General features: G+C 71.9%; 11 protein-coding genes. 7 read left to right on the plus strand and 4 right to left on the minus strand.

Features of this window, described 5'->3' with window-relative positions; all coding sequences use genetic code 11:
• Nucleotides 1-41 precede the first annotated feature (41 nt).
• On the plus strand, nt 42-995 hold the full coding sequence (locus tag ACFZCY_RS35275; RefSeq protein ID WP_391182728.1) for a LysR substrate-binding domain-containing protein: 954 nt from the start codon (nt 42-44) through the stop codon (nt 993-995).
• Here the strand turns inward: ACFZCY_RS35275 and ACFZCY_RS35280 are convergent.
• Nucleotides 952-1725, minus strand: coding sequence for a TetR family transcriptional regulator (locus ACFZCY_RS35280; RefSeq protein WP_391182731.1), 774 nt, complete (start codon nt 1723-1725; stop codon nt 952-954). The genes ACFZCY_RS35275 and ACFZCY_RS35280 overlap by 44 nt on opposite strands.
• A 206-nt stretch (nt 1726-1931) precedes the next feature.
• Here ACFZCY_RS35280 and ACFZCY_RS35285 point away from each other — a divergent pair, with 206 nt between their 5' ends.
• From ACFZCY_RS35285 to ACFZCY_RS35295, 3 genes are all read left to right on the plus strand, one after another.
• The gene (locus tag ACFZCY_RS35285) at nt 1932-3242 is read left to right on the plus strand and encodes a nucleotide sugar dehydrogenase (RefSeq protein ID WP_391182870.1); all 1311 of its coding nucleotides are present in this window, start codon (nt 1932-1934) and stop codon (nt 3240-3242) included.
• 48 nt (nt 3243-3290) lie between these two features.
• Nucleotides 3291-4529, plus strand: a complete 1239-nt coding sequence (locus tag ACFZCY_RS35290; protein ID WP_391182734.1) for a nucleotide disphospho-sugar-binding domain-containing protein — start codon at nt 3291-3293, stop codon at nt 4527-4529.
• Nucleotides 4530-4591: 62 nt separating this feature from the next.
• Nucleotides 4592-6220 carry a DHA2 family efflux MFS transporter permease subunit gene (locus ACFZCY_RS35295; protein WP_391182737.1) on the plus strand — a complete coding sequence of 543 codons (1629 nt, stop codon included), beginning with the start codon at nt 4592-4594 and terminating at the stop codon, nt 6218-6220.
• A gap of 15 nt (nt 6221-6235) precedes the next feature.
• Here the strand turns inward: ACFZCY_RS35295 and ACFZCY_RS35300 are convergent, their stop codons facing one another.
• Nucleotides 6236-6496, minus strand: coding sequence for a hypothetical protein (locus ACFZCY_RS35300; protein WP_391182740.1), 261 nt, complete (start codon nt 6494-6496; stop codon nt 6236-6238).
• Nucleotides 6493-7833: a S8 family serine peptidase gene (locus ACFZCY_RS35305; RefSeq protein ID WP_391182743.1), complete on the minus strand. Its 1341-nt coding sequence runs from the start codon at nt 7831-7833 to the stop codon at nt 6493-6495. Before ACFZCY_RS35305 ends, ACFZCY_RS35300 begins: the two co-directional genes overlap by 4 nt.
• 216 nt (nt 7834-8049) lie before the next feature.
• On the opposite strand from ACFZCY_RS35305, the gene ACFZCY_RS35310 reads away from it, so the two are divergent.
• Nucleotides 8050-9216, plus strand: a complete 1167-nt coding sequence (locus ACFZCY_RS35310) for a hypothetical protein (protein ID WP_391182746.1) — start codon at nt 8050-8052, stop codon at nt 9214-9216.
• A 92-nt stretch (nt 9217-9308) separates the two neighbouring features.
• On the opposite strand, the gene ACFZCY_RS35315 is transcribed toward ACFZCY_RS35310, so the two are convergent.
• Nucleotides 9309-10073: an alpha/beta hydrolase gene (locus ACFZCY_RS35315; protein WP_391182749.1), complete on the minus strand. Its 765-nt coding sequence runs from the start codon at nt 10071-10073 to the stop codon at nt 9309-9311.
• A gap of 102 nt (nt 10074-10175) precedes the next feature.
• Between ACFZCY_RS35315 and ACFZCY_RS35320 the strand changes: the two genes are divergently transcribed.
• Both ACFZCY_RS35320 and ACFZCY_RS35325 read left to right on the plus strand, forming a co-directional pair.
• Nucleotides 10176-11342: an adenosine deaminase gene (locus ACFZCY_RS35320; protein ID WP_391182752.1), complete on the plus strand. Its 1167-nt coding sequence runs from the start codon at nt 10176-10178 to the stop codon at nt 11340-11342.
• Nucleotides 11343-11479: 137 nt separating this feature from the next.
• A complete protein-coding gene (locus tag ACFZCY_RS35325; RefSeq protein ID WP_391182755.1) occupies nt 11480-11791 on the plus strand; it encodes an ATP-binding protein in 312 nt (103 codons plus the stop codon).
• Nucleotides 11792-11941 lie beyond the last annotated feature (150 nt).

Below are 11941 nucleotides of genomic sequence, written 5' to 3' on the forward strand. Positions count from 1 at the left end.
TAATCGATGCGTCAGAGCATGAGTAGAGGTCAGGGGCGTTTATGTCACGCATCCGCAACGAAAAAGACATTCCGGTGACAGTCGAGGTCGAGTCCGAGTCCTGGGCGGCGGCCCTGACGCCCCGCCTCGCCCAGTTCGCCGCGGTCGCCCGCCATGAGCACGTCACCCGGGCCGCCCAGGAGCTGGAGGTGCCCCAGTCGACGCTCAGCCGGGCGATGGTGCGGCTGGAGGAGGACCTGGGTGTGGCGCTGTTCGCCCGCCGCGGCCGTACGGTGGCGCTCACCCCGGCGGGGCGTACGTTCCTGCGCTCGGTGGAACGGGCGCTGGCCGAGGTGGACCGGGCCGCCGAGACCGTACGGGCCGACGCGGACCCGGCGGCGGGCCGCATCGCGTTCGGCTTTCTGCACACGCTGGGCTCGGAGACCGTACCCGGCCTGATCCGCGCCTTCCGCGTCGACCACCCCCGCGTCCGCTTCCAGCTCGTCCAGAACTACGGCGAGGCGATGATCGAGCGGATGCGGGCGGGGGGCCTCGACCTGTGTCTGACCTCGCCCGTCCCCGACGCCCCCGACCTGGTCGCCCGCCGCCTGGACGAGCAGCGGCTGCGACTGGTGGTGCCGGACGACCACCGGCTGGCGGGCCGCCGCCGGGTCCGGCTCGTGGAGGCGGCGACGGAGCTGTTCGTGACCCTGGAGCCGGGCTACGGGCTGCGCCGGATCACCGACACCCTGTGCGCGGAGGCGGGCTTCACGCCGAAGATCGCGTTCGAGGGGGAGGAGGCCGAGACGATCCGCGGTCTCGTCGCCGCGGGGCTGGGCGTGGCGCTGCTGCCGCCACCCGCCGTGCCCCGGCCGGGGGTCGCGGAGCTGACGGTCACGGCGCCGCGCGCGGTCCGCGAGATCGGCGTGGCCTGGCTGGACGGCCACCCGGACACGCCTCCGGTGGCCGCCTTCAAGCGGTTTCTGCTGAGCCGCCGCGGTCAGCTTCTCGACTGAGGTCTTCTTGACTGACGTTTTCTCGGCTGAGGTCTTCTCGACTGAGGTCTTCCCGGCCGGGGTTGTTCCGGCCGGGGGTGTCCCGGTCGGCGGTTTCCCGGCTGAAGCTCGCGGCCTCCGGGCTGATCAGGACGTCGATCCCGGCCCGCAGGAACTGCTCGAACACCTCCTGGTTCTCCGCCGAGGCCAGCGCCGGGGTCTGGATGGTGCCGCGCATCAGGCTGGTGCCGAGCACCCAGGCCACCAGCAGCTCGGCCCGCACCTCGGCGTGCGGTCCGTCCAGGCGGGCGGCGAACCGCTTGGTGAACAGGTCGGTCAGCTCCCCGCGCAGCCGGCCGATGGCCTCGTCGCGGCTGGAGGAGCGGAGCACGGTGAGCACGGGGTGGGGGAAGTCGGCGTCCTTGGGCTCCCCGGCGATCAGGGCGCTGAACCAGTCCGCGACGCAGTCCAGCGGCACGTCGAGCAGCGGCTCGAACACCTTGGAGTTGCTGGATACCGTCTCGAACAGCGCCTCCTTTGAGCCGAAGTACCGGTAGACGAGCGCGGCGTCCACGCCGACGTCCCCGGCGATGTCGCGCACGCTGGTGCCGTCGTAGCCGTACCGGCCGAAACGGAAGGCGGCGGCGGACATCAGGGCGGTGCGGGTCCGCTCCGCGCTGCGCTTGCGCGCGGGCGTGACGGCGGGGTCGGCACACGCCTTCGAAGTCCCGTCGTTCGCTGGTTCGTTCACCCGATAACTCCTTGCGCAGTACGCCGCAGCACGGCCGTTCGCCGGTCGCCCATCCTCCAGGCTCTGCTGACTGTCTCAAAGTCACCGATCGTTGTCAGCGCTTGTTGACTTCGCGTTGATCGCCGATGCACGATGATCGATAAGTCAACGATCGATGACTTATGGGGAGATCATCTGTGACTGATGTATCTGGTCGACGTGTCGCCGTGATCGGAACCGGCTATGTCGGACTGACCACCGGCGCCTGCCTGGCGTCCCTCGGCCACCACGTGGTGTGCGCGGACGCCGACTCCCAGAAGGTCCAGCGGCTCCGGCGGGCGGAGGTCGACATCCTCGAACCCGGCCTGCCGGACCTCGTCCGGGACACCGCGGCCAGTGGCCACCTGGAGTTCACGCAGGACACCGCGGCCGCCGTGGCGGACGCCGAGGTGGTGTTCCTCTGCCTGCCCACGCCCATGGGCGCGGGCGGCGCGGCCGACCTGGCCGCCGTCGAGACGGTGGCCGGGGAGATCCGGACCGTCCTGCCCGAGGGCAGCGTGGTCGTCAACAAGTCCACCGTGCCCGTCGGCACCGCGCAGCGCGTCGCGGAGCTGCTCGGCCGCCCGGACGTGACGGTGGTGAGCAATCCGGAATTCCTCCGCGAGGGCCGGGCCGTGCACGACTTCCTCCACCCGGACCGCATCGTGATCGGCGCCGAGAAGGAGGCGGACCAGGAGGCCGCGCAGCGCGTGGCCGACCTGTACGGCACGCTCGACGCGCCCGTGGTGCTGACCGACGCGGCCAGCGCCGAACTGACCAAGTACGCGGCCAACTTCTTCCTCGCCATGAAGCTGTCGTTCGCCAACAACCTGGCCACCCTCTGCGAGCACTTCGGCGCCGACATCGGCGACGTCACCGACGGCATCGGCCACGACCCCCGCATCGGCCCCGCATTCCTGCGGCCGGGCCCCGGCTGGGGCGGCTCCTGCCTGCCCAAGGACACCCACGCCCTGCTGACGATCTGCCAGCAGGCCGGGGTGGACTTCCCGCTGCTGCGGGCCACCATCGAGACCAACGTCGAGCACCAGTACCGGCTGGTCGAGCGCATCGCGGCCGAGCACGGGAGCGGCGACGGCTCGCTGCGCGGCGTGACGCTCACGCTGCTCGGCCTGACCTTCAAGGCGGGCACCTCCGACCTGCGCGACTCACCGGCCCTGGCCATCGCCCGGCTCCTCAAGGAGCGCGGCGCCGAACTCCTGGCCTACGACCCCGCGTTGCGGGGCACCACCCGCCCCGACCTCAGCGATCTGCTCACCCTCGTCGACGACCCGCTGGACGCGGCGGCCGGTGCGGACGCGTGCGTCGTCCTCACCGAGTGGCCGCAGCTGCGGGACCTCGACTGGGAGGCCGTCGCCGGGCGGCTCGCCACCCCCACCGTCCACGACTTCCGCAACCTCCTGGACCCGGTCCGGCTGGAGCGGGCCGGGCTGCGGTGGCACGGCGTCGGCCGTACGCCCGCCCTGGCACCGCGCGGCTGAGCCGTACGTACGCCCGTACCACGTCACCGAACAGAAAGGGTTCACCCCATGCGGGTCCTGTGCACCACAACCGGCAGCGCCTCCCACGGGCGCGCCCAGCTGCCCCTGCTCCGCGCGCTCGCCGCCGCCGGACACGAGGTTCTGGTGGTCACCAACCCCACCCTGGCGTCGGTCTTCCAGGACGACGACGTCCGCGTCGACACCACCATGCCGGACCTCGACCCCCGCGCCCGGATGATGGAGCGCGCCGACGAACTGGCCGCCCTGCCGAAGGACGACAAGGCCGCCCTGAACTCGGCGGTGGCGAAGCTGATGTTCCGCGGCATGGCCGGCACCGGGGCGAAGATCTCCCTGGAGGGCGTCTTCCCGCTGGCGAAGGAGTTCCAGCCCGACCTCATCCTGCGCGACGGCTTCGACATGGGCGCCGTCCTGATCGCCGAGCGGCTGGGCATACCCCAGCTGCCCACCCCCTCCGGGGCCATCAACGTCCTCGACCCCGTCGACCTGCTGCCCCACCTCAACGCCACCCGCGAGGAGGTCGGGCTGCCCACGTACGACGACCCGCTGTCCGTCGTGCCGCACGGGCGCGTCGACTGCGTACCGCCGGAGTTCACCTTCGCCCGGAACCTGCCCCCGACGTGGTCGTACCGGCAGACCGTGGACGTCGAGCGGGCCTCGGTCCTGCCGCGCTGGGTCGCCGAACTCCCCACCGACAAGCCGCTGGTGTACGCCGCCATCGGCACCGCGCTGCCGAAGATGCTCGAACTGACCGGTGGCGCCGCCGGAAGCGGCCCCGAAGAGGGCGCGGCCGCGCCGCCCATCGAGTTCCCGGACCCCACCGCCACGCTGCGCACCATCGCCGACGCCGTGTCACGGCTGGAGGACTGCACCGTCGTCCTCACCACCTCGGGCGTCCCCCTGGACACCGACGCCCTCCCGCCGCACGTCCACGTCACCGAGCGGCTGCCGCAGCCGATCCTGCTGGAGTCCGTGGACCTGTTCCTGACCCACGGCGGCTTCAACAGCATCCGCGAATCGCTGCGCACCGGCACCCCGCTGGCCGTCCTGCCGCAGTTCGGCGACCAGCACGCCAACGCGCTGCGGGTTCAGGAGCTGGGCATCGGCCGGGCCGTCACCGACACCACACCGGACGGCATCGCCGCCGTCTGCCGGGATGTCCTCGCCGACAAGGCCATCACCGCCCGGGCCCGCACGGCGCGGCTGGCGATGCTGGCCACGCCGGGCATCGAGACCGCCGTCGGCGACCTGGAGAAGCTCGCCGGATAGCCCCGCCCCGCAGCCCTCACGTCACAGTACGACGCGACCCCCGGGAAGAGACGGACCTCCTCGTGACCACCTCCGACACGACCGAGCGGGGCGCGGCCCCCGACGCGGACGGCCCGCCCGTACGGCTCACCCACCGCCAGATCACCACCGTCATGTCGGGTCTGGTGCTCGGGATGTTCCTGGGGGCGCTCGACGGGACCGTGGTGTCGTCCGCGCTGCGCACCATCGCGGACGACCTCCACGGCCTCACCGCCCAGGCCTGGGTGACCACGGCCTACCTGATCACCGCGACCATCGCGACCCCGCTGTACGGCAAGCTCTCCGACATCCACGGCCGCCGCCCGGTCTACCTGTGCGCGATCGTGCTGTTCACCCTCGGTTCGCTGCTGTGCGGGGTCGCCACCTCCGTGTACGAACTGGCGGCCTTCCGGGCGGTCCAGGGCCTGGGCGGCGGCGGGCTGATGTCGCTCGCCATGACGATCATCGCCGACATCACCTCGCCCCGGGAACGCGGCCGCTACCAGGGCTACTTCATGGCGGTCTTCGGCGGTTCCAGCATCGTCGGCCCGCTCGTCGGCGGGGCGCTGGCGGGCCGCGAAACCCTGCTGGGGATCGACGGCTGGCGCTGGATCTTCCTGATCAACGTGCCGCTGGCGATCCTGGCCATCACCGTGATCCTGCGGGTGCTGCGCTTCGTCCCGCACCGCCCGGTGCGGCACCGGCTGGACTACGGCGGCGCGGCCGCCCTCGCCGTCGGTCTCGTCCCGCTGCTCACCGTGGCCGAGCAGGGGCGCAGCTGGGGCTGGGGCGCGCCGCTGTCGCTGGCGATGTACGCGGTCGGGGCGCTGGGCCTGGCCGGGTTCGTGCTGGTGGAGCGGCGGATGGGGGACGCGGCGCTGCTGCCGCCGCGGATGTTCCGCATCAGGTCGTTCCGCATGGGCACGACGCTGCACTTCATCGTGGGCATCGGAATGTTCGGCGCGATGACGACGCTGCCGCTGTATCTGCAGCTGGTGAAGGGCATGAGCCCGATCGAGGCCGGGCTCGCCACGCTGCCCACCGTCGCGGCGAACCTGACGGTCACGCTGGTCGTCGGCCGGCTGATCTCCCGCACCGGGCGGTTCAAGGTCTATCTGGTGACGGGCATCGGCTCGTTCGCCGCCGCCATGGTCGTCTACGCGACGCTGGGGGTGGACAGCTCGCTGTGGCACGTCTCCCTCGGCATGGTGTTCATGGGCGCCGGACTGGGCGCGGCGATGCAGACGCTCACCACGCTCGCCCAGAGCGAGGTGCCCCGGAAGGACATGGGCGCGGCGACCGCCGGGGTGAACTTCTTCCGTTCCAACGGCGGCACGGTGGGCGCCGCCGCCTTCGTCTCCATCCTCTTCTCGTTCGCGGGGACGCGGATCGGCGACCGTTTCACCGGGGCGCTTCAGGACCCCGCGTACCGCAAGCTCGCCGAACAGCCCGCGAACGCGGAGGCGCTGAAGGCGGCAGTCGGCCCCGGCGGCAAGGTCAACCTGGAGGACTCCGCCTTCCTGCACACCCTCGACCCGCGGGTCGCCCAGCCGTTCCTGGAGGGGTACGTGGGCTCCCTGCGGATCGTGTTCCTCACCGGCGCCGCCGTGCTCTTGGTGGCCTTCCTGATCGCCGCTTCGCGGGTGCCGGACCTGACGCTGTCGGACGAGTAGAGGCCCGTACGCGGCTCACTGGAGGGGTGAGTCCGGCGGCGGGATCCCCATGATGCGCTCCCGGTCGACGGCCTCCACCCCGTCCACCGCCTCCAGCACCGGAATCCGCTCCTCGGCGATGGTGCCGGTGAGGAAGCCGAGCAGCGGCTGTTCACCGGTGACCGTGAGACCGGCTTCGCGGGCGGCCCGCACCACCTCCGCGAACCGGTCGGGGTCGACCGAGACGATCACCCCGACCGGTCCGGACGCCTCGTTCACGGGGCCGGGGCCCGTCACGGTGCCTGGAGCAGACCCGCGCCGGCGTCCGTGGCGGGGAGCGGCAGCGGGTACGCCCCGGAGAGCAGCCGGGCCCGCAGGTCGGCCGTCGAGGACTCCGGATGTGCCTGGGCGATCAGCGCGAGCACCCCGGCGGCGTGCGGGGTGGCCATGCTCGTGCCGCTCAGCGTCTGGTACGAGCCGTCCGGCGCGGCCGAGAACACATCGACGCCGGGCGCCGCGATGTTCACCTCGCCGCCCTCGCCGTTGATCGCGCCGCACGAGAAGAACGCCGTCGCCAGCTCCTTGCCGAGCGCGGCCACCGCCAGGGCGGAGGGGCAGTTGGCGGGCCGGCCGACGGGGGCCACGAACCCCGGCCGTCGGCTCTCGTTGCCCGCCGCGGTGATGGTGACCGTGCCCGGCCGGCGGTGCAGCGCGCGCCGGAACACGTTCTCGTACGTCTGCGGGAACAGCTCCCCGGGGGCGACCGGCGCCCCCAGCGACATGGAGATCACCCGGGCGCCGTGCGCGACGGCCCAGGCGATGCCCGCCAGGATCTGCCCGTCGGTGCCGCGGCCGCGATCGTTCAGCACCTTGCCGGCCAGGATCCGCGCTTCGCCCGCCACTCCGTAACGGGGCGCGTGTTCGGGCTTCGCGGGACCGGCGACGGTGCCGATGCAGTGGGTGCCGTGGCCATTGCCGTCCTCCACGCTCGCGCCGGGTACGAAGGAAGCCGTCTCCTCCAGGCATCCCGTCAGGTCCGTGTGTTGGGTGGCCACCCCGGTGTCCAGCACGGCCACCTTCACCCCGCGCCCGGACAGGGTGGAGAAGTTCGCCCGGATCGCCTGAAGGCCCCAGGTGACGCTCTCCTCGTCCCAGGCCGGGCCCAGCGAGGAGGCGAGTTCGGCCCTGGTGTGGCGGTCGACCTCGTCCTCGTCGCTGCGGTACGTCGGGAAGAACCCGGTCAGCGTCCGCTGCGCCTCGGTGATCACCGAGGCGTACACCATCCGTTCCGGCTCGGCGGCGATGATGGTGGGCTCGGTCTGCGCCGTGGTCACCAGCGTGTGCCGCTGGTCGGGCTGCACTTCGACGACGGCGGCGCCGAGTTCGTCGAACAGCACCGAGACATCGGGCCGTTGCAGCAGCTCGGCGGCGCCGGACACCTCGGTGCCGCGGACGCGTTCGACGGACGCTATCCCCGCGGACGAGCGCAGCGCGTCCAGTCCGCGTTCCGTCTCCCGCTGGTCGAGCAGCACCACATACCGGCCGGTGTACTCGGTGGCGTGGGGCATGAGCGGCACATCGGCCCGCTCGGGATGTTCGCCATTGGGCGGCCTGCCCATGGGTTCGTTCGTCATGGGGAATCTCCGCTTCTTGAGCTTGCGTGCGCTGTCTTCCCCGAGAGAGGGGACGTGCGCCGCTGCGCGCGGAGGGTGGGGCGACGCCCCCTCATCCACCGTCACCCCGCCCACCGGGGCTCGCAACTCAGCCGATCAGCCCTGCCGTACGTACGTCACAGTGATAAATAAGAGTCAAAACAGAACATAACGGACTCAAGAGTTTAGCTTTACGTCATGAATTCTCACTCTGTGTCCGTCGCGTCGGCCGAGACGCGGTCGCGACGCCCCCGGCTGCCCCGGCGCCGCTCACTCGTCTCGGCGGTCGCCGCGCTGGCCGTCGGTCTCGGCGGCACCTCGGCGGCCGCCGCCCACCACGGGACCTTCCTCGGCCCGCTGCACACGGTCACCACGATCGCGTCCACAGTCCCCGCCAACGGGGACCTCAACCCGTACGGCACGGCCGTCGTCCCGCAGAGCATCGGCGCTCTGCACAAGAACAACGTGCTGGTCAGCAACTTCAACAACGCCGCCAACGAGCAGGGCACCGGCACCACCATCGTCCAGGTGAAGCCGAACGGCGGCGTCAGCCAGTTCGCCCGGATCAACCCGAGCCGGCTCCCGAGCCCCTGCACCGGCGGCATCGGCCTCACCACCGCGCTGTCCATCCTGCCCGGCGGCTGGGTCGTGGTCGGCAGCCTGCCCACCGGCGACGGGAACGCCGCGAACGCCGAGGCCGGATGTCTGCTGGTGCTGGACAGCCGCGGCACCGTCCGTGAGACGTTCACCGGACACGGCATCAACGGCCCCTGGGACATGACCGCGGTCAGCCATGGCAACCGCGCCGACCTGTTCGTCACCAACGTGCTCAACGGCACCGTCGCGGGCGGCGGCAATGTGGTCAACCGGGGCACTGTGCTCCGCATCGCCCTCGAACTGCACGGCAACCAGCCGCCGACCCGCGAGAAGACCACGAAGATCGGCTCCGGCTTCGCCCAGCGGACCGACCCGGACGCCCTCGTCGTCGGCCCCACCGGCGTCGGCCTCGGACACGACGGCACCCTCTACGTGGCCGACACCGTCAACAGCCGCATCGCGGCCATCCCGGACGCCCTCAAGCGCAGGACCAGCGCGGGCACCGGCCGCACCGTCAGCTCCGGCGGTGCGCTCAACGGCCCGCTCGGGCTCGCCATCGCGCCGAACAACAACATCCTCACCGTCAACGGCGGTGACGGGAACATCGTCGAGACCACCCCGGCCGGTCGCCAGGTGGCCATCCGTCAGCTGGACTCCACCGGCACCCCGCCGGGCGCGGGCGCGTTGTTCGGACTGGCGATCGCACCGAACGGCCGCTCGGTGTACTTCGTCGACGACGCCTCCAACACCCTGAACCTGCTCCACTGACCGGCGACTGATCCACGACCACCCATGACGTGGGGTGGGGCCCGCCACCCGGCGAGCCCCACCCCACGCCGCGTTGGGCACTCCCCAGGAGTTCAGCGGCGCAGCGTGGAGCCGAAGCCCGCCGCCAGCGGCATGCGCAGGCCCAGCGGGGGCGGCGCGGCCAGGGCGTCGGCCACCGGGCGGGAGTAGCCGGTGGCGAAGAGGGAGCCGAGGAGGAAGTCGATGGCCAGCGCCTGGACCTCGTGGCGGTGCTGGTGCATCCCGTGCCCGTCGGTGTGCACCTCGAAGCGGCACACATCGCGGTTGACCTTCTTGGCGCGCTCGGCGAGCCGGTACGACAGCTCGGGGTCCACGCGCTCGTCGTTCGTACCGTGGGCGATCAGCACCTGCCGCCCCACCAGGTGCTTGACCGGCTCGGGGTCCAGGGTGTCCGCCTCCGGGAGCCAGGGCGCCAGGGCCACCACCGAGGTGACGGCGGGATGCCCGGCGGCGCGCAGCGCGGCGCGGGCGCCCATGCCGTGGCCCGCGAGGCACACCGGGACGTCGCCGTAGCGCCGTACGACCTCCTGGGTGGCCCATTCGGCGTCGGCGGCCGCGGAGGCGTCGGGCCCGTTCCAGCCGCGGCAGCGGTAGTGCACCACATGGGCGGCCAGCCCCTCCTCCTCGCCCGCCCGGACCAGCCGCCGGGCCAGCGGCAGCACGGCCGCGGCGGACATCCGGGTGGGCCGCCTGGTGCCGCCGTCCGGATCACCGCCCGGAAGCAGCAACACCACACCGTGCACGGTCCTCCGCGAGGCGGCCGCGCCCATCGGCCGCCCCAGCCGGGCGCCCCGTTCGGGCAACGCTTGCTGAGCCATGGCAAAACGATCGCAGAACGGCGAGTGGAGTCCACTACCCCTGCGGGTCACTGTTCCGTATCTATCACGGCCATCTACGCGCGTAGGGGCTATGGTGCGCAGATGACGAGCGAGCACACCCACCAACCCACCCCCGAACAGATCCGCCGGGCCCCCAAGGTGCTGCTGCACGACCACCTCGACGGTGGGCTGCGCCCCGGCACGATCATCGACCTCGCCCGGGAAACCGGATACGAGGCGCTGCCGGAGAGCGAACCGGACAAGCTCGGCCTCTGGTTCCGCGAGGCGGCCGACTCCGGCTCGCTGGAGCGCTACCTGGAGACCTTCTCCCACACCTGCGCCGTCATGCAGACCCGCGACGCCCTCGTCCGGGTCGCCGCCGAATGCGTCGAGGACCTGGCCGAGGACGGCGTCGTCTACGCCGAGATCCGCTACGCCCCCGAGCAGCACCTCACCGAGGGGCTCACCCTGGAGCAGGTGGTCGAGGCGGTGAACGAGGGCTTCCGCGAGGGTGAGCGGCTGGCCCGGGAGAACGGCCACCGCATCCGCGTCGGCGCCCTCCTCACCGCGATGCGCCACGCGGCCCGCGCCCTGGAGATCGCCGAGCTCGCCAACCGCTACCGCGACCTCGGCGTCGTCGGCTTCGACATCGCGGGCGCCGAGGCGGGCTTCCCGCCCACCCGCCACCTGGACGCCTTCGAATACCTGAAGCGGGAGAACAACCACTTCACGATCCACGCGGGCGAGGCGTTCGGGCTGCCCTCCATCTGGCAGGCGCTCCAGTGGTGCGGCGCCGACCGGCTGGGCCACGGGGTGCGCATCATCGACGACATCGAGGTCGCCGACGACGGCTCGATCACGCTGGGCCGCCTCGCTTCGTACGTCCGGGACAAGCGCATCCCGCTGGAGCTGTGCCCCACCTCCAACCTCCAGACGGGCGCGGCCACGTCGTACGCCGATCACCCCATCGGGCTGCTGCGCCGCCTGCATTTCCGGGCCACCGTGAATACGGATAATCGTCTGATGAGCGGTACGAGCATGAGTACCGAATTCCAGCACCTGGTCTCGACGTTCCAGTACACGCTGGACGACATGCAGTGGTTCACCGTTAATGCGATGAAGTCGGCCTTCATTCCTTTCGGTGAACGTCTGGCGATGATCAATGACGTGATCAAGCCTGGATATGCTGAATTGAAGTCCGAATGGCTGTTCCGGCAGGTGGGCTCGACCACCGCTGTGACCAGGGGATCTGTGGTCGAGGGCAGCTGATCGTACGGACGGAAGAAAAGGCCGGGGGAAGGGGTCGGTCGCCGCTCGGGCGCCACTTTCCCCGTTTGCGGGCGTCTGAAATCCAGGGCTACGTTTCCGTATCGGTCAAGCCCCCCGTCTGCAAGGACAGATTTCTGATGAAGCAGGGAACCCTCAAGACCCTCGGCGTGATGGCCCTCGGTGCTGCCGCCCTCGTGGCCGGTGGCGGTGTCGCGTCCGCGGCCGGTGCCCCGGGCCCGCAGGGCCACGGCGCGTCCGGCCTCGGCGGCCAGGGCGTCGGCGTCTCCGCCCCGCAAGCGCTCCCCGGCGGCCAGGCCCCGGGCAAGGCCCCCGGCCGCCCCGCCGCCAACCGGCCCAGCCAGCCCGAAGCCCAGGGCCTGCTGGGCAACCTCGGCAACCTCGGCGGGCTCAAGAACCTGCCGACCAACAACCTCATGCGCCTGGGCTGATCCTCCGTACGGCACACCGGCCGGGGGGGGGGCCCCCCCCCCCGGGGGGGGGGGGGGCCGGGGGGGCCCCCCCCCGGGGGGGGGGGGGGCCGGGGGGGCCCCCCCCCCCCCCGCGGGCGGGCCCCCCCCCCCACAGCGCGAGGAGCCACC

The sequence above is a fragment of the Streptomyces sp. NPDC007983 genome (assembly GCF_042958345.1).
Classification (GTDB): domain Bacteria; phylum Actinomycetota; class Actinomycetes; order Streptomycetales; family Streptomycetaceae; genus Streptomyces.